General features: G+C 36.7%; 21 protein-coding genes and 1 pseudogene. 1 reads left to right on the forward strand and 21 read right to left on the reverse strand.

Going from position 1 to position 23,548, the window contains the following annotated elements:
- Positions 1 to 340: 340 nt before the first annotated feature.
- The 9 genes from ABIE66_RS14240 to ABIE66_RS14280 all read right to left on the reverse strand — a co-directional run bounded on the left by ABIE66_RS14240 (position 341) and on the right by ABIE66_RS14280 (position 9,376).
- Positions 341 to 979, reverse strand: coding sequence for a hypothetical protein (locus ABIE66_RS14240; protein WP_289325180.1), 639 nt, complete (start codon positions 977 to 979; stop codon positions 341 to 343).
- A gap of 938 nt (positions 980 to 1,917) precedes the next feature.
- A complete protein-coding gene (locus tag ABIE66_RS14245; protein WP_370015187.1) occupies positions 1,918 to 2,343 on the reverse strand; it encodes a VOC family protein in 426 nt (141 codons plus the stop codon).
- A gap of 1,397 nt (positions 2,344 to 3,740) precedes the next feature.
- Complete coding sequence (locus tag ABIE66_RS14250) at positions 3,741 to 4,349, reverse strand: ClpP family protease (RefSeq protein WP_370015188.1); 609 nt, start codon at positions 4,347 to 4,349, stop codon at positions 3,741 to 3,743.
- A 1,288-nt stretch (positions 4,350 to 5,637) separates the two neighbouring features.
- Positions 5,638 to 6,066, reverse strand: a complete 429-nt coding sequence (locus ABIE66_RS14255; protein ID WP_289316300.1) for a DoxX family protein — start codon at positions 6,064 to 6,066, stop codon at positions 5,638 to 5,640.
- 73 nt (positions 6,067 to 6,139) lie between these two features.
- Positions 6,140 to 6,991, reverse strand: coding sequence for a M56 family metallopeptidase (locus tag ABIE66_RS14260; protein ID WP_370015189.1), 852 nt, complete (start codon positions 6,989 to 6,991; stop codon positions 6,140 to 6,142).
- Complete coding sequence (locus ABIE66_RS14265) at positions 6,991 to 7,407, reverse strand: BlaI/MecI/CopY family transcriptional regulator (protein ID WP_289325185.1); 417 nt, start codon at positions 7,405 to 7,407, stop codon at positions 6,991 to 6,993. The genes ABIE66_RS14260 and ABIE66_RS14265 overlap by 1 nt, the downstream gene beginning before the upstream one ends.
- Before the next feature lie 294 nt (positions 7,408 to 7,701).
- Entirely contained in the window at positions 7,702 to 8,370 is a 669-nt protein-coding gene (locus tag ABIE66_RS14270) for an NAD(P)H-binding protein (RefSeq protein ID WP_370015190.1), read from the reverse strand.
- A 64-nt stretch (positions 8,371 to 8,434) separates the two neighbouring features.
- Positions 8,435 to 9,004, reverse strand: a complete 570-nt coding sequence (locus tag ABIE66_RS14275; RefSeq protein ID WP_370017044.1) for a histidine phosphatase family protein — start codon at positions 9,002 to 9,004, stop codon at positions 8,435 to 8,437.
- A 27-nt stretch (positions 9,005 to 9,031) separates the two neighbouring features.
- A complete protein-coding gene (locus tag ABIE66_RS14280) occupies positions 9,032 to 9,376 on the reverse strand; it encodes an avidin-fold protein (protein WP_370015192.1) in 345 nt (114 codons plus the stop codon).
- Positions 9,377 to 9,617: 241 nt separating this feature from the next.
- On the opposite strand from ABIE66_RS14280, the gene ABIE66_RS14285 reads away from it, so the two are divergent.
- Positions 9,618 to 10,139, forward strand: a complete 522-nt coding sequence (locus ABIE66_RS14285) for a DUF2179 domain-containing protein (RefSeq protein WP_289325188.1) — start codon at positions 9,618 to 9,620, stop codon at positions 10,137 to 10,139.
- A gap of 487 nt (positions 10,140 to 10,626) precedes the next feature.
- On the opposite strand, the gene ABIE66_RS14290 is transcribed toward ABIE66_RS14285, so the two are convergent.
- From ABIE66_RS14290 to ABIE66_RS14345, 12 genes and pseudogenes are all read right to left on the reverse strand, one after another.
- On the reverse strand, positions 10,627 to 10,905 hold the full coding sequence (locus tag ABIE66_RS14290) for an HNH endonuclease (RefSeq protein WP_289325189.1): 279 nt from the start codon (positions 10,903 to 10,905) through the stop codon (positions 10,627 to 10,629).
- Between the two features lie 15 nt (positions 10,906 to 10,920).
- Positions 10,921 to 11,322, reverse strand: coding sequence for a cytosolic protein (locus ABIE66_RS14295; protein WP_289325190.1), 402 nt, complete (start codon positions 11,320 to 11,322; stop codon positions 10,921 to 10,923).
- A 62-nt stretch (positions 11,323 to 11,384) separates the two neighbouring features.
- Positions 11,385 to 12,140, reverse strand: a pseudogene (locus tag ABIE66_RS14300) (exodeoxyribonuclease III).
- Between the two features lie 75 nt (positions 12,141 to 12,215).
- Complete coding sequence (cls, locus tag ABIE66_RS14305; RefSeq protein ID WP_289325192.1) at positions 12,216 to 13,721, reverse strand: cardiolipin synthase; 1,506 nt, start codon at positions 13,719 to 13,721, stop codon at positions 12,216 to 12,218.
- Positions 13,722 to 13,837: 116 nt separating this feature from the next.
- Positions 13,838 to 15,292, reverse strand: coding sequence for a glycogen synthase GlgA (gene glgA, locus ABIE66_RS14310; RefSeq protein ID WP_289325193.1), 1,455 nt, complete (start codon positions 15,290 to 15,292; stop codon positions 13,838 to 13,840).
- 16 nt (positions 15,293 to 15,308) lie between these two features.
- The gene (glgD, locus tag ABIE66_RS14315; protein WP_289325194.1) at positions 15,309 to 16,415 is read right to left on the reverse strand and encodes a glucose-1-phosphate adenylyltransferase subunit GlgD; all 1,107 of its coding nucleotides are present in this window, start codon (positions 16,413 to 16,415) and stop codon (positions 15,309 to 15,311) included.
- 18 nt (positions 16,416 to 16,433) lie between these two features.
- Entirely contained in the window at positions 16,434 to 17,600 is a 1,167-nt protein-coding gene (locus ABIE66_RS14320) for a glucose-1-phosphate adenylyltransferase (RefSeq protein ID WP_370015193.1), read from the reverse strand.
- The gene (glgB, locus tag ABIE66_RS14325; RefSeq protein WP_370017045.1) at positions 17,600 to 19,528 is read right to left on the reverse strand and encodes a 1,4-alpha-glucan branching protein GlgB; all 1,929 of its coding nucleotides are present in this window, start codon (positions 19,526 to 19,528) and stop codon (positions 17,600 to 17,602) included. The genes ABIE66_RS14320 and glgB overlap by 1 nt, the downstream gene beginning before the upstream one ends.
- Before the next feature lie 258 nt (positions 19,529 to 19,786).
- Complete coding sequence (locus tag ABIE66_RS14330) at positions 19,787 to 20,800, reverse strand: glycoside hydrolase family 15 protein (RefSeq protein WP_289325196.1); 1,014 nt, start codon at positions 20,798 to 20,800, stop codon at positions 19,787 to 19,789.
- A gap of 319 nt (positions 20,801 to 21,119) precedes the next feature.
- Positions 21,120 to 21,446: an AzlD domain-containing protein gene (locus ABIE66_RS14335; protein ID WP_289325197.1), complete on the reverse strand. Its 327-nt coding sequence runs from the start codon at positions 21,444 to 21,446 to the stop codon at positions 21,120 to 21,122.
- On the reverse strand, positions 21,437 to 22,183 hold the full coding sequence (locus tag ABIE66_RS14340) for an AzlC family ABC transporter permease (RefSeq protein WP_370017046.1): 747 nt from the start codon (positions 22,181 to 22,183) through the stop codon (positions 21,437 to 21,439). The genes ABIE66_RS14335 and ABIE66_RS14340 overlap by 10 nt, the downstream gene beginning before the upstream one ends.
- Before the next feature lie 25 nt (positions 22,184 to 22,208).
- Positions 22,209 to 22,727, reverse strand: a complete 519-nt coding sequence (locus ABIE66_RS14345; protein WP_289325198.1) for a mismatch-specific DNA-glycosylase — start codon at positions 22,725 to 22,727, stop codon at positions 22,209 to 22,211.
- Positions 22,728 to 23,548 lie beyond the last annotated feature (821 nt).

Here is a 23,548-nt window from a genome sequence, read left to right on the forward strand (position 1 = left end):
TCTTTTATATGTAAGGCGAAATATTTATATCAATCTCACCGTTTATCGTTATATATACTGATAAATTTTTGCGTCTTTTTCAAGCATCAGTATGAATTGATGAATTCGTTTCATTCAAGTTCAAGTTCCTAGGCGCTCTTGATCCTAAACAATATTGAATATGTATCCCAACTATCAAGGGTATTAAAATGCTTTTTTTCTAAAATTTTTATTTAATTCCAAAATATTGGCTGGCGGAACTTCCCTGAGGCTCCTAAGCTGTGCAAATCCTAATTCTGATTAGCCTTTCTTTGCATTTACTTTCCCCCATTCAGCATGTTAGGGACTTAAACTCTAATGATCATTTTCCTCTGTTACTATTTCTAAAAATATCGTAATCAGTCTTAATGTAATGAAATACCTTTGCGTTACCATTATGGTCTGGATGAGTTATTTTTAACAACCCTTTATATCCTGCTAACACTTCTTTATTACTCGCCATTTTTGAAAGCCCTAATTTTTTAATATAATCATTTGTATGAGTAGTGGAGCCTAGATTGTATTTGTCCCTTAGGTTCTCTTTTACTTTTATCAATTCATTACGTAATTCAATATTTTCTTTTAATAAATCCTTTGTTTCTTTTTGTAATTCACTTTTCTCATTCTTTAGAATTACAACTTCCTTTTTAAACATATCCCTTTGCTGAATCAATATTTTTTTTGAAGTCTCATTAAGTTCTTCAATTCCTTCTATATGCTTTTCTTGAGCTTGTATTTTTAATTTTAACCGGTGTATGATTTCATCCTTATTTTGATCGATAGAATCATTTATAGCCAGCCTTGAGGCTGTGTCATCGATTATGTATCCAGATTTCCTCTTCCCGTTTCCCTCGTATTTAATTTTCCCTTCTCGCAGCCAACGTCTGACTGTTTGTATACTACTACTTTCTGTTACCCCTGCATCCTTTAACAAGTCGAATGCTTGATCTGTGTCATCCATTATGTATCCAGTTTTTCTATTCCCGTTTCCTCCCTCGTATTTAATTTTCCCTTCTCGCAGCCAACGTCTGACAGTTTGTATACTACTACTTTCTGTTACCCCTGCATCCTTTAACAGGTCGAAAGCTTGATCTGTGTTCACAATGTTCCCCCTTCCCCCATATTACGCCATGTAAAGTTACTGAGTGATATTAGCTTATTAATAGAAAAAAATGAATCGATTCAACATTGGTAAATAACAGGCTTTGGATGATGTGGCAGATTGGCGAGAAAATGATCAATATATATTTGAATTGATTTAAGTCAATTTTCATATAAAACGATCCATTATATGAATTTAGTTCATTCAAGACTTGCATTTTTTCGTTTTTAACGCCCTATTTTCAGCACTGCGTGTAATCTCCCCTAATGGCGATATGATATTTCATTTTTCATATGTTGTTACATCCTATTTGGCTAGTATGTAAGCTAATGGTTTAAATGATAGCATAGCCATTTTCTATACAAAGAACAAACAGATAAAGAATAGATGACAGATATCACAAAAGGATAACGATAACGTATCAAAATCATGAAATGGCACTGGAATAATCAACGTAAGGGGTATTTTTTGAGCTAATAATATTCAAATCTTTTTCCGGGAGCCTACATCATGCATAAACGTGGTCTTATTCTTCTTTTGATACCTGATATGCTTAACGTGTGGGAGGATCTTTAGCTGCTCATGAAAAGCGATAAGGATCACAGCTAAATTCCATAAGAAGGACCTGAAGCAAAACGTGGAATTTACAACGTTAGGGATATTCCAATATTAAGAATCCCAATCTCTCAGTGATATAAATGAGAAATCGGGATTTTTTTGCGCCTTAAGTTGAAACTTGATTCACCAAAACAGCAGCTTTTGACTTTTTCCATGGGGCTATTTTTAACTAGAAAAAATTATTGCTTACCCTCTGTATAAATTTGGAAGGTTACACCGAATTTGTCCAATACAACCCCATAAGCAGGGCTAAAAAAAGCTTCCTGCAGCGGCATTTTCACTTCTCCATCTTGCGACAAGGTTTCAAAGATCTGTTTTGATTTTTCGATATCATCAATAGAAATACAAATCGTAACTTGGTCCCCAGTTTGACTGGTCTGACCTGGAAACGTATCTGAAAACATGAGGTCTGTTTCTCCAACCTTTAACATTGCGTGTGCCACAAGATCCCTTGCTTCTTCTGGTAGAGGAAATTCCGGGTTTTCAGGCATTTCTCCAAAAGTTTGATTAAAAAGGACTTTCGCATCAAGTGCTTGTTCGTAAAATTGAATCGCTTCCTTTGCATTTCCGTTCATCATTAAATAGGGAGACAGTCGCATGGTCATAATTATATAGCTCCTTTTGTTCTAATTTTTGTTAGAAAGCTTGAGTAACTTCCAAGCCTCCTTTTGAACTTGTGGGCAATAACCACTATACCATTATTACCCATGACTGTATTTTATAATAGAGAACATGTGTTCGTCAACGAAAATCACTTGAATACTAACAATTTTTCAGGTGACAGACTGGTTTAAATAAAATATTAAATGATTATCCCACTAGCTTAAAGTGTTTGTTTTGTTCATGAACACATTGTTACAAAACACTGAACCATTCACCTTGGGATTTTCTTCGATTAAACAAAAACAAATACTTTTGCATTAAAATGAACAGTCTATCCAACTTGTTCAGTAAATTTTCCATTACAAAAATTGTTTTGCCTTTCATCATTTTCAAAAATAGAGTAGTTATGAAATAAGTTGGTCACTGCATATACTCCTTCTAGTTTTCAATAAGATTTATATTAAATCTACATATATAGTTTAATATGCTTTATACCGGTTAACTCTGTTGCAGTTATCCCTACTAATATAATTATCAGTAAGAGGCATCACGAGCGAAAATAATCAAGAGAGTAGCCCACCTTATCTACCATTTACTGTTGCATTAAAAAAATCTATTTTTTGTTTGTTATTCATAAAAGCTATGGAAGCAGGAGAAATCACGGTCCTTATCAAGCCTAATGATCATGACACCCAATTACGTTTAAGATGGAATTTCTTGAATCTCTTTGCTGGACTAATAGAAAAATCCTTCAGTATTCCTCTTTTAGCCGTACTTAACTAAAAAAGGAACCTGAAGGATTGCATAGACCAATCAATTCTTTTTTCCTCCGCAGCCGATTCATCGTAAAATTCCCTGCCCAGTACATGGTAGATTTTCTCTCCTGCACTTTGCCTTCCATACGCAGAGTACCAATAAAAAATGAAGCGAACAAAAAGTAGTCCCGAAATACACCATTTATGTAGTATATTTTGGGGCTACTTGACGTTTACTTAATTTTAGCGTTCATAGTTTACTTAAAAACTGAGTAGTCAGTCATATATTCCGGACTATCAGTTCTTTTCATTCCCACTTTTTTTGAAAGTTTGTCTAGTCTTTAATCTTTTGTAGCTTAGAATCATACTAATTTGCCCCTGGTTGACCAATGGCTCTCAGACTAAATTTGTATCCCACTATTATATAAGTTACCCATCTTGTTTAAATTCTCACGTTCTAAAAAAGATGGAAAATAGCTATAGAATGGATAAAAGTTTTAGAGGTAATTTATCTTGTGTTTGTTAGCACCAATTTAACTATATAACTGAAAAAAGTTCACGTTTTTCTTCTAAAAATAATTGAATGATGTCTTTAGTAACAAGCAAGAATTATAACCAATTTCACTTCCCTATTAACTATAACTTTAAATTATTTCATGTACAATTCCTAAACTCAAACCTTCGTCATTTGCAAACATGTACCATTCTTCATCTTCCTTTTCAGCATACAATTCTTCTGAAATGTTGGTATTTTCCACAACAAACTTCTTAATACGATTATCTAAACGATCATAGAAATTCATTGTATTTTTAGCCTTCTTAGAAGTTGATTGAACAGACATACTTCCATCATGAATAAGAATTATTGTATTGGGATATGCTTTTCTATAATGTCCGCTAATCAACAGTAACGCACCCATAGAAACACAAGATCCTACACCAATGGTTTCAACTTTCGTTTTACTTGATTTAATTGCATCAATGGCAGAAAAACCAGCCACTACATCTCCACCATTAGATGTTACATAAATTTGTATTGCCTTTCTTTTATCTATTGGAATATTTAACTCTTCATCTTCTCGATTCCATTCTTGAATCCAATAAACAATTTTATTGACAATGGTTGCATCCACATCATAATTATAATAAATCTTCCGTTCTTTCAGTCCAAGGTAAAACTGATACTCCTCAAGAGAATCAGGTAAATTTCCGATTAACTCCAAATATTCTTTATTGAATTCAACTTTTTTCATTATAAATCCTCCTTAATAATATGCTGAGTTATAGGAAGAAAAAGGGTAATTACACAATCATATCTATTTATTAATCTATTCAGCAAGTACCATCTTCGCAACAGCATTCATCATCATTTTAAAGCCATTATTTTTTAGAACATAGATAAGTGAAATAAGGAAACATAACAAAAAGAAATATGAGAGCAACCCCTTATTTTTTGGTAAGAAAATATTACATAAGTGAAATCTTTTTAAAAATCGTTAATTTTTTTTTTATGCAACTTAACCAATGACAAAAAGAAATAAATGAAATCAAATAGATACATTGACATTAAAAGTAATATTTTTTACAAGCAGTACGCCATCTAGAGGCTGTTTTTTAATCCTGTCAGTACCAATGATTTCAATATCAAATCCATACTCTTCAAAAATAAGACGTAGTAGCTTTCCTTATTCAGCGATAAATATTCTTTTAAACTCATTAGTATATGTAATTGACTTTGAACTAACAGATTTCACATAAGGATTTATCGATAAGTTATTTATTATTTCTTTTCAGTAAAGTGTTTTATCCTCTTTTGAAAATTCACCAATTTTATTTTTACTCATTACAAAAAAGAACCCCATATGAAGGGAAACTAAAGCCGATCGGTTTGATGATTGCTTCTGGACATAACGGGTTCTAACAGCATACTATGGAGCCCTCTGTACTGTAAGATAAATTAACCGTCACGTGCAGTCTTTGTCCAATGTATAAACATACAGAAAAAAGGCCCGAACCCTTGTTATATCAAGGATTTGAGCCTTTGGCAGTTGATGACCTGTGTGGGATTCAAACCCACGACACCTTCCCTGTCAAGGTTAATTTAATATTGCCGTATTTCTCCTAGTACTATAAACCTTGTACTATAAGGCTTCTGTAGCACAACGTACTATTCTATAATATTATGGACGATATATTCCCCTTCCGACCAATGTCCTGTTTTGTTCTGCTAAAAAGCAGTGTCACCAGAAGGACCACAGAATAGGACAAGGTAGGTATTGGACAAATAAGAGAATGTAGAACCTTTTACAAAGGGAAAAACACAATAGCCCAATTTTGAAATTCCAAACCATTAAACCCTGACTCGATTTTCTTAAGCGATTATTTGCGTACAATAGTAGAAAATCAAAGGTTCTGGTGCATTTCAACAGAATATCGCTCCATCAAAAAAAAGGACCTAATCGATTAGGTCCTTTTTGACTTTAGTCTATTCGTTCTATTCGGTGAGCTACAAACTTGAAGCTGTGATAATGTTTATCCCTATTAACTTGCTATCGTTTCTGAATCTTGTCCTCTTTTAAGATTTGGTAACTTAGAGTCTATAGATAGGAATCGACTTCCATTTAATACTAGGTGAAGTGCAATTATCATAAGAATGAGGTCTAATTCGAAACCTGTACCTTCTCCATTCCCCATAAAACCTGATGGAAATTTCACATAAACAATTGCACCAGCCATAATGATTATAAGGAGGGCAGAAATTATTCTTGTTCCAAGACCTAAAATTAAAGCAATTCCTCCAACCAATTCAATTGTACCAACTACATAGGCCATAAACCCGGGAATGCCTATACTTTGAAACCATCCTGAAGTGTTTTCCAATCCACCTTGGAATTTTGACAGACCATGCAACAAAAATGTAACTCCCAATATTACTCTTAATAAAAAGGTACCGATTTCCTGTTTATTCATGACACATCTCCTTTTATTTTATTTCACACTACAAAGTGTAGTGTAATGGTGTAAAAAAATCAAGTGAAAGTCATCAGACAATCACTATAGTCATTCCCAATAGTATAATCAAAACATATATAGAAACAAAAATCGTGGTAGTATCAGCCCTCAAAGGAATTGTTTTATGGGGATCGACTAATTGCTGAAGTCTATAATTAACCGATTCATTCGAGAAGTGGACAAGGACAGGAGTGGATTTATCAGAGCAACAATGTTTAATTAACTTCAACAAAGCAGCACTTATGCCTAATTCAGTCCCCATTTTATTAATCGCATATTCATCGGCTAATAATTCACTTATTATTTTGTAATTTTTATAACACCATTTTGTCAGTGGGATAAACCATAACGCATGTGAAATCAACTGTAAAATGAAGATTACCAGCGGATCGTATTTTTTTTGGTGAAAGGCCTCATGCTCTACTACCGCTTCTAGCTCATCAAAGTCCAATAATCGAATTAAACCAGTACTGATAACAATGAATGGTCGCCTGAAACCAAGTGTAAACGCAAGAGGTTGATCAGCATTCACAACTAAGACATCTTTGTTGACCCGTTTGAATGTTTCATTTATAGACCTTGTCTTTTCAACATTTTTGTAGATAAAAAGCTTTTGTTTAAACCTTCTGGATAAGAGATATTGCTCTGCAATTTTGAATAGGGTGCTCAATATACTATAGGCTATTACAATATTGAGCAGTGTGATGACCACAAAGTAGTATACTGAACCTTCCTTGAATAGACTAAAGCAAAATTTAAAAAAGTTGGCTTTAATATTTACTCCAAAAAAGATGTGTGCCAAAAAAGCTCCCATTTGGCTCCATACTAAACAGGCAATTAGTAGACTCAGGCTTATCACAAAATAAGACTTTTTCCTCCACATTATAATTTATCCTTTTTTAATGATTGAATTTTTTGTTCCAATTTTTCAATTAAACCTTGGTCAGCATCTTTCATGGCATCTAGCATATGGCTAATTACAGCCCCTCCAAATTCATCCAGCAAATTCTCAGTAAGTTTCTTTGACTGCTCTTCTAAAAACTCCGCTTTAGACTGAACGGGGCGAAATAATGAAAGCCTTCCTTCAGACCGCTTTTCAAGAATGCCTTTTTCAACCAGTCGATTCATGACCGTCATTACCGTATTAAAGTTGATAGGTTTATCAAGCTCCAAGAACTGTTGAACCGCTTTAATACTCTGTTCATTTTCATTCCATAAATATTCCATGATATTAGCTTCCAAAGGGCCAAAGAAACGATTCAGTCCAACTTCATCATATTTAAAATTTTTAATATTCATTTTTCACCCTCCCACTACGAATTGTAGTGGAAATCCTTGTTAGAATCAAGTTTCAATCGGAAGATTAGATCAAGTATATCCAAAATTCCTACTGGGCCGGTACAACGGAAATTGTACCCCTTCGTAAGACTTTACCTGCCAACCTTTAACATTAGCTTCAATTGCTTTTCCAGCATCAATAGTTTCATTAAAACAGATCCCCTTTCTTCTTAAACGGGCATGAATTCTCAAAAAAAAATTTGTTTTTATATTAAAAAAACGAGCCTTTTGGAGGCTCGTTTCACTAATTAATAATTACCTCTTTGTTGCAAGTTTCTCTATTTCATCTGAATTATAAAAATGATATCCTCGTGCCGTCGTTTGGGCCGCAGCATACATTGCGGCAGCTACTTTGTTTGCTTCTATGGCACGATATGGACGTAATGGGCCCACAAAGAGAAATTTAGCAAAGGAACTTAGCATACCAGAAATCTTTTCACCTGCCCTAAATTCCTTTCGTTCACCAATAAGTAAGGATGGACGAAATATATGGACAGAATTCAATTCTAGGTGTTGTAGTGTTCCTTCCACATCGCCCTTAACACGACTGTAGAAAAACTTTGATTTGGAATCGGCTCCCATGGCTGTTATGACGAGTAATTTTTCAACATCGGACGCTTTCGCCATTTTAGCTGCCTCTATTACATAATTATAATCGACTTTACGAAAAGCTTCCTTCGATTTAGCATTCTTGATCGTTGTACCTAAACAAATGAAAACATCGGTGACGTTGAACAAATCGGCATACTTGGATAAATTTTCAAAATCCACAACGTGTCCTGTGCACTTGGGTTCCGTGAATTTCATTTCCCTTCTTGTCAGTAAGTAGATTTCCTTATAAATTTTGCTCTTGCTTATCTCTTTAACCAACTGGGTACCAACCACACCTGTAGCCCCTAAAATCAATGCCGTCTTAGTAGTCATGATTTCCTTCTTTCCTTCATTAGTTACTGAATATCATCCAGACCCATTTTTTAACCTAAATAAACTAAGTTAAATGATTAACTTGATTGAAATCATCTATTATCCAGGAATCGACATCAAATCTAATCGTACTCAAACATGCATTGAACAAGCGCATTTCGTTGGAAACGATAGACTCGTTTGACATCAACCGTAAAATGAAATGAATGACAGCGCCATGTGCAACAAGTATAACTTTCTTCTCGGGATACTCCTTTTGAATTTCCTGGAGCCCATTCATCAGCCTGTATTGTAAAGAATCCTGATTTTCCTGACCCGGATATACTTTATCCTTGAATGCAGCTTCCCTTTCAGCCGCTGTCATTCCTTCAGCGACACCAAAATTCTTTTCAATGAATTCCATTTTTTCAATAACCGGGATTTCAATATTACGGGAAATGATATCAGCCGTTTCCCTTGCCCTTTTTAGAGGGCTTGAAATAATTACATCCCAATCCTCTTTTGACAAAAATTCACCACATTGCCGTGCCTGTAACTTTCCTAGTTCATTTAAAGGGATATCAGTCTGCCCCTGAAGTTTTCCTATTGCATTCCAATCTGTTTGACCATGCCGCACTAAACATATAGTAGTAATTGTCCTCAAACCCCTCTATGTAGATTGTTATTTTATCACTTCTTCTATGATGGAGTGTCCTTCACTCTGCTCGAGATCTGACCATTTCCACTTTTCATGCAAGCGTATCCTTCCATCAGGCAGCATTTCAGGGGTGGAAAGACAGCTACCTCCTCTAATTTCACCTTTTTCATTGACATGATTATACCTGAATTCCAGAGATCCATCCATATTGACAAGCCCAATTAAAGTACCCTTAACAATCTCTCCGCCCTGATAACTTGCTGAAAGAATTGAACCTTCTTGTGAATAGTGGAAGGATGTACTTCCTGATACTTCTCCATTTTCAGAATTGACTTTAGCTCTGAATATCCGTCCATCATAATTAATCATGATCATTCCCCCATATTGAATTAATAAGGATAATGATACCAAATTAATTAAAAAAAGAATATTTAAAATCTTATAAAAACATAATTCGTCCTCAATGTAAATGCCACAAAAAATACATAATATTTCCCATTGAATTCTTCTATTATTTTGTGGTTAGATTATGGAAGATGTTACATATGGTATGAACAATCCCAGAGGTGAAACATCTAAATTAACTTGAAGATATTGGTGAGGTGCTCATTTGAAAGAAATACTTCTGATTCTACTATTACAACTTATTTATGTTCCGATTTACACGCTGCGAACCATTTTCTTAGTAAAAAATATTACCATACTTGCCTCGATTCTGGGTATCGCAGAAATGTTAGTATACGTTTTTGGTTTATCCCTTGTATTTGGCGGTGACCAAAGCATACTCGCCATGGTTGTATATGCAGTCGGTTTTGGAATCGGAATAATTTTTGGTACGAAAATTGAGCAAAAACTCGCCATCGGTTTTATAAATGTAACCGTTAATACCCAAACCAAAAATGAATCCTTAGTTGATACATTGAGGAATAATGGATTTGGTGTCACTCTTTATACGGGCGAAGGCAGGGATAGCAACCGTTATCGAATGGAAATATTGACAAAACGCAACCGGGAACAAGAATTGATAGCAACCGTTGAAAAGTTTGAGCCTAAGGCTTTCATCATTTCATATGAACCACGTTATTTTAAAGGTGGATTTTTACTGGACCGGTTGAAAAATAAAGCAAGCTGAATATATGCAAAAGCCCATCTATAAAGATGGACTCAGACTGTAGACAATCTCGAAGAAAAGCGAGTATTATCTACAGTTTTTTCTTTATAATCGTTACTGTTGTTTTTAGAATTCCACTCCCTTTCCGCCGGCTGTCTCCCAAGCATCTTTGGTGTCTCGGCTAGCCACATATTCGGCAGGAGTCTCGCGAATTTCTTTAATCCAGTGAGGTTTTCATCCTATATTAAAACAGTAAAAAAATATAACCAAATCTTGTTTTAAAATCATGGTTATAATTCCCTCGAGTTGACCACTATGCTTTCGAAACGTAAATATTCAACGAGACCAAATTGAAATTATCGCGTTAGTCGAACTTGTGTCCCTGAACCACCTGGAGAAATGTATTCAGAAGTAGGGCACCCAAGTACTGATCCCTCGCTTTTAATAAAACTCTCATTTAACCTTTTGTCGACAAACAAAGCCCATCTATTAAAGATGGGCTTTTGCATTATTTGGTTTTTGATTTTTTAATCTTAACTGCCCTAGTAACCGGTTGTTTTTTAATCCACTTTACATATTTTTTTAATGCTTCATCATCTTTCAGCAAAACCACGTTATATAGCCGGATCGCCAGCTCTCGGTTTGAATACAATGCATGAATCTGTTTATGACATGATTTACAGAGATAGGCAATTGGTAAAAGGCTGCCTCCTAACTCTCTAGGAGTTAAATGATGGATGGTCAGTTGAATCTCACCCCTGTCACAAAGCTCACAAGTACCTTTCATCTCTTCACGCGACCGTTAAGGCTTTACGGATTTTCCTTCTTCAACAATATGAAACATCAAATGGGCAAGATGATGGATTGGCCCATACTCTTCTTTGTCATCATCTTCTTCTTCCACTTCCACTTCATCCATGCCTTGTAAATAAAGTGCCATGAACTCATAAAAATCATTTTTAGTAAAGGAGTAACAATCACTTGGATCCTGGTTATCTTCTTCATATTGTAAAACAAGATGAGATAAATCACCCTCATCATCTTCTGCATCAAAAAAAACGAAATAACCGATATTTGTATCCAGTTCAAATAATCTGCGAAAACCGCGTGATGTTGTTTTTTCAAACTCAGCCGCCGTCAATTTTTGCACTTGCATGCTGTCTACATTATCTTCTTGATGAAAGCCCACGATAAATGTGTTCATAGTCTACCTCCTGTTGAATATGGATAACCATTAGTATCCCCATTTACCCGGATTTATTCGATTTAGAGGGTAGTTTCCAAGACAACCGGGCAATGATCACTTCCCATTACATCGCAGTGAATGTTAGCCTCAATTAAAGAATCCGCCAGCCGTTTTGAAACAATAAAATAATCAATTCTCCAACCGATATTCCGCTCTCTTACTTTTGCCATATATGACCACCAAGTGTAGGCACCTTCCTGTTTAGGATAAAAATGGCGAAATGTATCGATAAACCCTGCACCGAGTAATTCAGTCATCTTTCCACGTTCTTCATTAGTGAATCCTGAATTCCCAATATTAGGTTTCGGGTTTTTTAAGTCGATTTCCTGATGTGCAACATTGAGGTCCCCACAGAAAATAACCGGCTTCACCAAATCAAGTTCTTTAAGATAATCAATCATCCCATCTTCCCACTCGAGACGGTAATCAAGCCTTGATAAATCCCTTTTGGCATTGGGTGTATATACATTCACCATATAGAAATTCTCGAATTCCAATGTTATGATTCTGCCTTCGGGCTCCTCGTCCATCTCCCCAACACCATATTTCACTGAAAGCGGTTTTTCCTTCGTGAATATGGCTGTACCTGAGTATCCTTTTTTCAATGCATAATTCCAATATTGATGGTACCCTTCCAATTCAAGTGAAATTTGCCCTTCTTGAAGCTTAGTTTCTTGAAGGCAAAAAATATCTGCATCCACATCTTTAAAGTAATCTAAAAATCATTTTTTAACACAAGCTCTAATTCCATTCACATTCCAGGAAACCAATTTCATATTCGCTTAAATTCTCCTTATGGCCAATTAATTTCATTACATTTCCACTATACTATTTATCTGCTTTTTTTCCCATTAGAGTATATTCGAAAACAATCTGGCAAATGATTCTTTTGAACGTTCCAGTAAGCCACGATTGTTATAACTAATTAGATCTAGTTTGTCACTATCGATCATATCCTCTTTATAATGAGTGACAAGATCATCAATGGAACAGCTGCCCATAAGAAAGACATTCACTTCGAAATTCAGATGAAAACTCCTCATATCCATGTTTGCCGTCCCTATGGAAGCCATATCACCATCTACGATTATAATTTTCTGATGTAAAAAACCCTTTTTATACGTGTATACCTCTACACCGAATTGTAGCAGCTCCCCGAAGTAGGAGCGGCTGCCATATTGAGTTAAAAACCCATCATTTACTGCGGGTACCATAACCCTAACTTGTATCCCCTTAATGGCGGCATGTTTAATTGCTGCTTTAATCGCTTGATTAGGTACGAAGTATGGACTCGCTATCCAAATTGATTCAGTGGCGCTAGTGATAAGCGAATAGTAAAAATCACTCATGATTCCCTGTTGTGTATCCGGTCCGCTCGCAACTACCTGGACAGCTCCATCCCCTTGTTTAACATTATTTTTGAATACCGGACGTTTCTGCAATACATCTTCCCCACTTACATATTCCCAATCCAAAAGGAAAACAGTATGAAGCATATATACTGCTTCACCTTTTAGGACCATGTGTGTATCTCTCCAAAATCCAATGTTCTTATTTCGTCCTAAATATTCCTCCCCTACGTTTAAACCGCCTACAAAGCCAATTTCCCCATCAATGATGATGATTTTTCGATGATTCCTAAAATTAAACTTTTGATTGAAAAAACCATGTTTCAGAGGCGAAAATGGATATGCTTTTATCCCTGCATTTTTCATCCGCTTTACTTCATTATTTGAAAGGCTTAAACTACCGGCGGCATCAAAAATGAATAAAACTTCCACACCATCTTTTGCTTTTTCAATTAGGATATCTATTATTTCGGTCCCCAGCCTGTCTGAACGAAAAATATAATATTCAATATGGATGAATTTTTCAGCCTTTTTTAACTGTTTGATGATTTCTGTAAACGTTTCGTTCCCATTTTTCAATACTTCCGTTTGTGAAGATGTACTTATAGTGGTCTCAGAAGCATTTTTGGCAAAAGCTGCGAATGCTTGCTGATGATTATTCAAGAACGTTAAATCTGGCGATGATACATGAGTGACAAGACTCTTCCATTCTTCCCGGTCTTTTTTTCTTTTACTTCTAAATAAATACCCCTTTAAATAGAGCTGTCCTGAAAATAGATAAAACACATAACCAAATACAGGGAAAAACAAAAGCACGTACATCCATAAAAGGGTCTCGTGAGCAAATCTATTTTCCAGCATTAGTGAAAACATGGTAACAAACATGACAAAAATATATAATCCAATAAAAAATAGCTTCACGTTGAAGCTGACATGAGTGAACAGGATCATATAAACTGCAGCCATTAAAATAAATAAAAATACAATTTCCATTCTTCTTCTTCTCATCTTTTCATTCTCCTACACAGCAATATTTTATATATATCTAGACATATACCCATATTTGATGGTAAAAGAAACAAAACACTTACGAAGACTCTTTTCGCAAGTGTTTTGTGTAATTCCTATCCAATTATCACTTCTTGACAGGAGACAGGAATCAGAGATTCATATAGCTCCATATACTTTAAGGAAGATGATGTCCAACTGAAGTCTAACTTCATTGCGTTTTCGACCAGATTCCTCCATCTTTTCGGCTGGAATTTGTACAGCCCAACAGATTGTTCAATTGTATGAAGCATATCGTGAGCATTATAATTCGTAAAACTGAAGCCATTCCCCTCACCAGTAAATTGATTATACGGAATGACCGTATCACGAAGTCCGCCTGTCTCCCTCACTAACGGCAGAGTACCATAACGAAGGGCTAATAGTTGGCCAATACCACATGGTTCGAATTGGGAAGGCATCAGAAATAAATCAGAACCTGCATAAATGCGCCTAGCTAAACCCTCATCAAAAGATGTATTTACTGAAACCTGATTTGGATACTGGTCAGCTAAATGGCGAAATGAAGATTCATAATGCTCATCACCCGTACCTAAAAGGATGAATTGAATCCCTTGATTCATCATTTCATGAAATACATGGAGAATAAGATCGATTCCTTTTTGATCAACAAGTCTGGTCACCATTGATATAACAGGGATTCCATCATTAATCGGAAGATTCAGCGATTCCTGTAACTGACGTTTATTCTCCATCTTACCCTCATAGGAATCGAATGGAACAGGAAGATGTTCATCTTCCGCAGGATTATATTCCTCATAATCGACACCATTGACAATCCCTTTAAGGTCACCATTCCTTTTCCTTAAAAACCCATCCAGATTTTCCCCAAAATAGGGACTTTGAATTTCTTCCGCATAACTTGGGCTGACAGTTGTGACTATGTTAGAGAAAGCTAATCCAGCTTTCAAATAACTGACATTCCCATGGAATTCAAGACCATCGATATTAAAATATAACTCACTCAAATCCAGTAATTCTGCTAAAACAGCTTTAGGATAAACTCCTTGATAGCGTAAATTATGTATGGTAAATATCGTTTTAATATCCTGATAGAAAGGATGGTTATGATAATGAGCTTTCAGCAAAACACTGACAAGGCCAGTTTGCCAATCGTGACAGTGTATGACATCCGGCTTTTCTTCTAAATAGGGTAAAGCCTCTAATACTGCACGGGAAAAGAAGGCGAATCTTTCGCCATCATCAAAAAAACCATAACTCCCATGCCTTTTGAAATAATATTCATTATCCAGGAAATAATATGTAATTCCATCAGCAACAAGTTTTTCGATACCACAAAATTGCTGGCGCCAACCGACAGGAACTTCGATACTCGTCATATGTTTCAGTTCCTGTTTGAAGCGGTTTGGCAGATCCCCGTATTTAGGAAGGATGACACTTACATGGACACCCTGTTTTTTTAGCGCTTTCGGGAGCGCGCCTATAACGTCTCCGAGCCCTCCCGTTTTTATAAAGGGGGCGCATTCTGAAGCAGCAAATACAACGTTCATTGCCGCACCTCCTCTATTAAATTACTTCAGCTTTTTTTATTACAGTCGGCTGTTTTAAACCAATTACGGATTTTTCACTAGTAATTTTCACTTCTTTATCGGTAATGATATTTTCTACGATAGCGCCTTCTTCGATCACGCCTTTTTGCATGATGATGCTATTTTTTATAATCGCGCCCTTTTTAACCTTTACCCCACGGAAGAGAATACTGTTTTCGACAGTCCCTTCAATAACACAACCGTTGGCTATCAATGAATTGGTAACCTTTGAAGAACGTGAATATTTGGTCGGTGCCTCATGCTTGATTTTTGTATAAACATCCCAAGTATCTCCGAAGAAAGAACGGATGACCGAAGGGTTCAGGAAATTCATATTACTGGAATGGAAACTTTCAATGGAATGGATGAACGGCATATCTCCAGTAAAATTGTAGCCTTTGACGGTAAAACGATGAAGATTGGCTTTCACAGCATCTTTCAAAAAGTCATATTCTCCACTGGCAACACAGCTTTTGATCAAGTTCACCAATAGGGTTTTACTTATGATGAAGGTTTCTAGACAAACATGGTCACCAGGTCTAGGGATTGTGTAGAAGCTAATGTCAGTGATGTCTTCATCCGAATCTACTGAGCAGGTGTGATAGATTGGTTTTTCAATCAATTCCCCTTCATAATCCTTATATACGACCGTGATATCCGCTTTATGTTTTTTATGATAATCAAGCACTTCATTAAAATCCAATTTGCATACATGGCTTCCAGGAGAAATGATGACAGTATCTGCCTCTGCACGTTCGAAAAAGCTGAGGTGATCGTAGAATTGCTTCATATCGCCTGTTACCGTTTCATCTGGATGGATAGGGGGCAAGATGTATAATCCCCCTGAACGCCGATCCAAGTTCCATTCTTTACCTGATCCAAGATGATCCATAACCGAGAGATATTTTTCCTTTGGAAAAACGGCCACTTTCGATACATCCGCATTTATGAAGTTAGACATCGTAAAGTCAATCAAACGGTAGCGTCCACCAAATGGCACCGATGCTACATTACGGTGAGCAGTCAGATCTTTTAAATGTTGTTTTTCATTGATTAAGTTAATAATACCCAACACGTTTTCCATAGCATCTTCCCCTTTTTCCTAGTTCAGAGTGATCTTTTTTTTGTTTGGATTGATAATGGTCTGATTTTCGCCAATTAATGTAATATCGGATGTAACCGCTGAATTGCCAACTACGGCACCATCTTCTATTACGCAATTGCTGGCTATGATGCTTCTTTCTATATGAACGTTTTCACCAATAGTGACATTAGGCATGATGACTGAATCTTTTATGGTTGACCCATAGCCCACCTGAACATTATAGGATAAAACAGAATGTTCAATGTTCCCATGTATCAAGCACCCTTCATTGATAAGCGACTGACTGACCTCGGCATCTGACGATATATATTGCGGAGGGTGATTCGCATTGCGGGCAAAGATTTTCCATTGTTGATCATCCAACTGGAAATTTGGCGTTTCCTCCAATAAATCCATATGGGCCTGCCAAAGGCTTTCCACCGTTCCAACATCTTTCCAATAATCATTAAAACGATAGGCATATAGCTTTTTTCGGTCTTCAAGCATCTTTGGAATGATGTTGCTACCGAAATCATTAGAAGAATTTGCATCTTTTTCATCGTTTATTAAATACCGTCTTAGGGTCTTCCAGTTGAAAAGGTAAACGCCCATGGAAGCAAGATTACTCTTTGGATACTTTGGTTTTTCGTCGAATTGGGTGACTTTTTCATCATCATTGGTATTCATGATTCCAAAACGGCTTGCTTCCTGCCATGGCACTTGAATGACGGCGATGGTTGCCTCTGCATTTTTTTTGACATGATAATCCAGCATCTTACTGTAATCCATCTTATAGATATGGTCACCTGAGAGAATCAGTACATGTTCCGGATCATAGTTATCAATGTATTGGATATTTTGATAAACAGCGTTTGCCGTCCCTTTATACCACTCACCGCCTTCTTTCCCTTGATAAGGGGGAAGAACGGATACTCCGCCAACATCCAGATCGAGATCCCAAGCTTTGCCATTACCAACATAATCATTTAGAATCAATGGCTGGTATTGGGTCAGTACCCCAACCGTATCAATACCAGAATGAGTGCAGTTACTTAATGGAAAATCGATGATTCTATATTTACCGCCAAAGGGAACAGCTGGTTTTGCCAAACCGATTGTCAATTCACCTAACCTTGAACCCTGGCCTCCTGCTAATAACATTGCTATCCATTTTTTCGCTCCCATTATTCGTTCACTCTCCCCCGTCTTTTTTTTGTTTGCTTCATATAAATTGAAATGCCTAATGGAGGTACAGTTATTTCCATGCTGAATGGTTGATTATGGTATGGTTCTTTTTTGACATTAATGGGTTCTTCATTGATCTGGCCAGATCCTCCAAAAGCTGTCGAATCACTGTTGAAGACCTCTATATATTTCCCATGGGATGGTACACCTATTTGATAATGAGCATGGGTCTGCGCAGAAAAATTACATACAACAATGCAATAATCGCCTTTACGTTTCCCTTTTCTCATAAAGGTAATGATACTCTGGGTACTATTGTTTGGATCTATCCATTCAAATCCCTCCTGGACATGATCTAGTCTCCATAGAGAGGAAGTTTCCCTGTAAAATTCCTGAAGGGTACGGAAGTAATATGCCAGCTTTTCGTGAGATTCATATTCCAAAAGCAGCCAATCCAATTGTTCTTCATCTTTCCATTCTATGAATTGGCCAAATTCACTGCCCATAAATAGAAGCTTCTTACCAGGATGCGCCATGAAATATCCAAGGAGTAAACGCAAATTTGCGAATTTCTGCCAATAGTCACCTGGCATCTTGTTCAATAAAGACTTCTTGCCATGAACTACTTCATCATGTGAAAAGGGCAAGACGAAATTTTCTGAAAAAGCATAGAAAAATGAAAATGTTAAGAGGCTATGGTGATTTGGCCTTTCTCCCGTTTCAAGTTTCATATAACGAAGGATATCATTCGTCCATCCCATATTCCATTTGTAGTTAAAACCCAGGCCGCCTATATCGGTAGGAGAAGTTATAAGTGGCCGGTCTGTTGCTTCTTCAGCCATCATTAATGCATTGGGATATTTCTTGAAAACCACTTCATTAAGTTTTTGCAAAAATTGTATGGCTTCTAGATTCTCCTCGCCGCCAAACTGGTTTTTTAGCTTGACCGGCAAGGGATTATCATGATTTAAATAAACCATTGACGATACCGCATCGACACGGACTCCATCAATATGGTAAACATCCATCCAAAACATTACATTTGATATGAGGAAACTGATTACTTCCGGTTTGGTAAAATCAAAATTGTACGTACCCCATAACGGTCGCTCTGCCCTAGCATGATCAATTGGTTCATAGAGAGGCGTACCGTCAAAACGGGAAAGCCCATGAGCGTCTTTACAAAAATGGGCGGGAACCCAGTCAAGGATTACCCCAATGCCCTTTTGGTGACAAAGGTTAATTAAATACTTAAAATCTTCCGATGATCCGTAACGACTAGTTACTGAATAATATCCCGTGACCTGGTATCCCCATGATTTATCATATGGGTGTTCCATTATGGCCATGATTTCAATATGTGTAAAACTATTATCAATCACATAATCAACTAATCTATCAGCCAATTCACGGTAAGAATAAAATTTGCCATTTTCTGTCTGTTTCCATGTTCCGGGGTGCACTTCATAAATGGACATGGGTTTATGATAAATATTTTCCTTTTTCCTATCGGCTATCCACTTCGAATCTTGCCATTCAAAATTATCAAGCCTTTTAATGACCGAGGCTGTTTTTGGTCTGACTTCCGAATAGAAGGCATATGGATCGGCTTTTAGGATACGTTTATTTCCAGGTGTATGTATTTCGTATTTATATATTTCCCCTTCTTGTAGTCCTGGTACGAACAACACCCAGATACCTGAACGCTCGATCCGCTTCATCACATGATCATTACCGTCCCAATTATTAAAATTACCGACTACTGAAACTTGCTTGGCATGGGGGGCCCAAACGGCGAAACGTACTCCTTCATTACCTAATGATGTTACAATGTGTGCCCCAAGCATTTTATAACTTTCATAAAGGGTGCCTTCATGAAACAAATATAAATCGAAATCGCTTGGATAATTCTCTTGTAGCTGGTCCATAATTGTACTCAATAAAACCCCTCCATCAGTATTAACTCGATAGTATTTTACCTATCCTTCCCCAGTTATTATATATATTCGGTGAAAATGACATTAATCCTTCAAATGGAGGTGAAGTTATTGTAATAAATGCCCGTTTTTTTGCAAATTAAAACATTATTTTGAAAAAAATAACCATTTAATGTAAAAATATTATTATACCACTAAAAACCCCCTCCATTTTATGGAAAGAGCTTTATGGTTTCTTGTATGAATGCTTCATGTTGCTTGTTCAGTTCGAACCATGTCAGTTTTCGTTAAGAATAAATAGGATAAAGAGACGGACCATGCCAGTGGAGTATTCCTATTTGGAATATCACTGCCTCCTATATATAGCTCAGGTACTTCCCAATTTTCCGGAATGATCATTTTCGTTTTATTTATATATTCCATTACTTTGTTCATCATGCCAAGTTCAAGATAGCATAGGCCCAACCACGGAAGCCCGAAACACCATTCCGCTTCTTGACCGTCATTATAATAAAGGTCCCTTTCATATCGTATACAGCCTTTTGTTCGTTCAAGGCGCTCTGTGACATTTTTCAATATTTTAAGGGCTATTTCACGATCTACCAGTCGATAAGGATAAATTAAGGATAAAAGGGCTAAATCCGTCTCTTTTGTATAACTTTCCCTTGGAAGCAGGAAACGGAGGGTTTCTTCTCCCTTTTTAATCAGTTCCTCCTTAACGTTGACCAGCATCTTGACTGAATTCAAACCAGCAATACATGCACCGATGCTTGAAGCGTGAATTTCGATATTTTCTTCCCACATCCCGTTATCTTCCGACTGCCAATATTGCAGGCATTCCAAGTAATTGACCAACTTTTGAACGATTTGTAAATCACGTTGATTTCTTATAACCTTTTTCCCATGCCTGAATCCTTCACCGACACCCCATAAGAAGGAACCGATTGCATCATTTTGGGCATGCCCCCACTCATCGGGAAGTTCCTTAAGCTCAGTGGAATACCTTGCATGGATATGTTCAAAAAGAAACTGTGGTTTCTGTTCTGTATGAATATCTATCTTCCACTCATAGGATTGAAGTAAGTCGAATAAAGCATGATATGCTTTCTCGTAACGATTGGATGGATCATTTATAAAAGGCAATACTGTATAAACGACATCCCTTATCCAGACATAATTATAATCATCGGAAACGCTTGCAGTATATGCGCCATTTGGAAGCCGCATGCGATCAAGAACCTCTAGGGCACCATTTACATTCATCAATGAACACCTCCATAGTTATTTGCTTATTCCCATTGTTGACAGACTCCCATTTTCTAAACCTTGGTTCATACATTTTCTATTAGAAGCGCTTTCATTCCAGTTAACCAAAACGACATTTCAGAAGTTCATTCACCCTAGTTTATGTAATCACTGCCGGTTTTGATAATCAAGCTTTCAATGTTCATTAAAAAGCGTTATTTGCCTAACGGAAATGAACGAATTCAATAAGTTGCTGGTTATTCTTGTGAAATAAAAAACCAGTAATGGCAATCCATTACTGGTTATATCGGCCTATCACATAAAAGTTTAGTATTCATTAAAAGAAAAATCGTAATATCATCAAGGAAAGCACTCCAATCATTACCGTTCCCAATAGACTCCTCGTAAAAATGGCAACCAGGAAAGCTGGGAAAGCTGCGGCCAAATTCAATGCATTATCCCTAATTGAAAAGACCTGTTCCGATAATAGAAGTTCTTGAGCCAATAACGCCGCCATTACGGCCACTGGCACATGCTTTAACCAGTCGATGCCCCACTCAGGAATCTGCATTTTACTAAGCAGCATCAAGGGTACGACTCTAGGTATGAAAGTTACAATCGAAGTCCCTAAGATTACTATAAGGATATATCCGCTTATTTCCATCTGCCAATCACCATCCCTATCGTTGAAGCTACAATCGTTGCAACTATTACTCCAGTACTGCCAGGAAATAAGAAACTTACTGCAACAACGATTAATATGCTGCTAAAAGCGACTGCAAGATCTATAAAAAAGTCCTTTTTACTTACTATTTGCAAAACTAAAAGGCCGATGAACATCGCTGGCAGAGCGAAGTCCATCCCATATTTTTCGGGATTTGGAATCCATTGTCCAAAGAAACCGCCGGCCATATTTGCAATGAACCAATTTAAATAGGCTGCAAGATTCAGACCAAGCATCCATTTAAAATCGAGTTGTTTCTTTTTCTGTGCTGTTGTGACGGCCACTCCAAACGTTTCATCAGTTAACAAGGCCCCGGTTATCAGGCTTTGTTTAAAACTTTGATGTCTGAAATATGGAGTCAATGCCGCACTAAGTAATAAATGGCGACTGTTAACAAAAAAAATCGTAAAAATAATGGCCGATACTGGATGACTTGCAGCTATCATCCCTGCCGCTATGAATTGTCCAGACCCAGCATAGAGTAAAAGCGACATTAGTGCCACTTCCATCATACTTAATCCTGACGTTTTTTCGACGACCCCTGCAGCAAAACCGATACTTAGGTACCCTAATAATGTAGGAATACAATCCTTTACTCCTTGCCAAAAGCCTTCCCCATCAATGACTTCGGAAGTGCCATCGCTTTTCCATTCAGCATGATCCTGACTCATATGAATTCCACCCTTGTTTAAATAAGTTCCTTCAATTAGATTCCAGCTTACCGAGCAGAATTGGTAACTCACTATATATTTCAATGATCTCTTCTATCCGCATTCTCACTAAACCGCTGGAAGAAGGGGCAACGAATTCCATGGTCCGATTCGATGAAGGATCTTCCTGAAGACCCCAAGAGACCTTTCGAATTTGACGATATTCCTGATAGACACCCTTGCCTACAAAACAGACAAGTTTAGGTTTATACTTTTCAATTTTCCTTTTTAATTGCTTCCTTCCCCTTATGTACTCGTCTTTTGTGATTTCGTCAGCACCTTTTGTAGGCCTGGAAACGATATTGGTAAAACCATAACCTAAATCCAGTAATGACGAGTCTTCAGTTGGGTGATATTTCCTTGGTGTCAGCCCGGACTCGTATAGGATTTTCCAAAAACGATTGTTTGGATTCGCATAATGATGGCCAGTCTCTCCTGACCGAATGCTTGGATTGAAACCGACGAACAATATATCCAGATTTTCCTTTAAATGATCAGAGATGCCTTCCATGTTAAAACTCCTTTTCAAATCTCTTATATAATTATTGAGCAAAAAACAAAAAATATTTAACTACCTTTTCCGCCATTTTCCCAAACTTATGTCCAAAAACTTAAAAACGCTTTAATTAGAATGAAGGATGATAGTTCCATAATATAGCGATAACCTGACAAATGGAAGATTGAAGACCTATTGCTCCGCTTGAATTTAGTATTCATTTTTTCCATAGAATGATAAATGCTTTAAAACAAGAAAAAACTACACTCATTTCTCTTTCTCGAATGAGTGTAGTTCAGGAATGAAATGACCATTAACCCAGCTTCCTTCATTCATTTCCCGAATAATGGAATGACTGATAAATCTAAAATACCCTAGCTTAGCAAACCAGTCGGGAAAGGACTGGATAAGTGGTATATACCCGAGTTCAAAAGAAACAGCCACCTTATAGATGACTGCTTATACCTTATTGTGCGCGATCCACTCGATCATAATTTTTTGATTAAGCGGGGTATTGATATCCAGATTACTTCAAAACTCTCAATATGAATGAAGATAAGGATGGCCTTCTTTAAGATAGGGGGGTTTTGATCCTTTGTCAGGAGAATAAAACTATATAGTTATTGGAGGCACACGTCTCTCGATTTTAAAAATGGTATACTTAATGGATAAGGTAATTAACAAAGCTATGGATCCAGAAATTAAATGAGTCTATTAAATAGAATCAGGAACCATTAAAATTAAACGCAACCTGTGTTAACTTTAAGGCGAATCGCATCAATCAAATGACTTTTCTCGTAGGTATTTATGTACCTACGAGTTTTCATGTTAGGTAT

The sequence above is a fragment of the Peribacillus sp. B2I2 genome (assembly GCF_041261685.1).
Classification (GTDB): Bacteria; Bacillota; Bacilli; order Bacillales; family DSM-1321; genus Peribacillus.

Excerpts from the sequence above, each read along its gene's own strand:
- glgA (WP_289325193.1), bottom strand. The coding sequence starts at position 15,292 with ATGAACGTTGTATTTGCTGCTTCAGAATGCGCCCCCTTTATAAAAACG.
- ABIE66_RS14320 (WP_370015193.1), bottom strand. The coding sequence starts at position 17,600 with ATGGGAGCGAAAAAATGGATAGCAATGTTATTAGCAGGAGGCCAGGGT.
- ABIE66_RS14345 (WP_289325198.1), bottom strand. The coding sequence starts at position 22,727 with ATGGAAGGCATCTCTGATCATTTAAAGGAAAATCTGGATATATTGTTC.
- cls (WP_289325192.1), bottom strand. The coding sequence starts at position 13,721 with ATGAGAAGAAGAAGAATGGAAATTGTATTTTTATTTATTTTAATGGCT.
- ABIE66_RS14290 (WP_289325189.1), bottom strand. The coding sequence starts at position 10,905 with ATGAAAGGTACTTGTGAGCTTTGTGACAGGGGTGAGATTCAACTGACC.
- ABIE66_RS14270 (WP_370015190.1), bottom strand. The coding sequence starts at position 8,370 with ATGACTACTAAGACGGCATTGATTTTAGGGGCTACAGGTGTGGTTGGT.
- glgD (WP_289325194.1), bottom strand. The coding sequence starts at position 16,415 with ATGGAAAACGTGTTGGGTATTATTAACTTAATCAATGAAAAACAACAT.
- ABIE66_RS14260 (WP_370015189.1), bottom strand. The coding sequence starts at position 6,991 with ATGTGGAGGAAAAAGTCTTATTTTGTGATAAGCCTGAGTCTACTAATT.
- ABIE66_RS14240 (WP_289325180.1), bottom strand. The coding sequence starts at position 979 with ATGGATGACACAGATCAAGCATTCGACTTGTTAAAGGATGCAGGGGTA.
- ABIE66_RS14255 (WP_289316300.1), bottom strand. The coding sequence starts at position 6,066 with ATGAATAAACAGGAAATCGGTACCTTTTTATTAAGAGTAATATTGGGA.
- ABIE66_RS14250 (WP_370015188.1), bottom strand. The coding sequence starts at position 4,349 with ATGAAAAAAGTTGAATTCAATAAAGAATATTTGGAGTTAATCGGAAAT.
- ABIE66_RS14280 (WP_370015192.1), bottom strand. The coding sequence starts at position 9,376 with ATGATTAATTATGATGGACGGATATTCAGAGCTAAAGTCAATTCTGAA.
- ABIE66_RS14265 (WP_289325185.1), bottom strand. The coding sequence starts at position 7,407 with ATGAATATTAAAAATTTTAAATATGATGAAGTTGGACTGAATCGTTTC.
- glgB (WP_370017045.1), bottom strand. The coding sequence starts at position 19,528 with ATGGACCAGCTACAAGAGAATTATCCAAGCGATTTCGATTTATATTTG.
- ABIE66_RS14335 (WP_289325197.1), bottom strand. The coding sequence starts at position 21,446 with ATGGAAATAAGCGGATATATCCTTATAGTAATCTTAGGGACTTCGATT.
- ABIE66_RS14330 (WP_289325196.1), bottom strand. The coding sequence starts at position 20,800 with ATGAATGTAAATGGTGCCCTAGAGGTTCTTGATCGCATGCGGCTTCCA.
- ABIE66_RS14245 (WP_370015187.1), bottom strand. The coding sequence starts at position 2,343 with ATGACCATGCGACTGTCTCCCTATTTAATGATGAACGGAAATGCAAAG.
- ABIE66_RS14295 (WP_289325190.1), bottom strand. The coding sequence starts at position 11,322 with ATGAACACATTTATCGTGGGCTTTCATCAAGAAGATAATGTAGACAGC.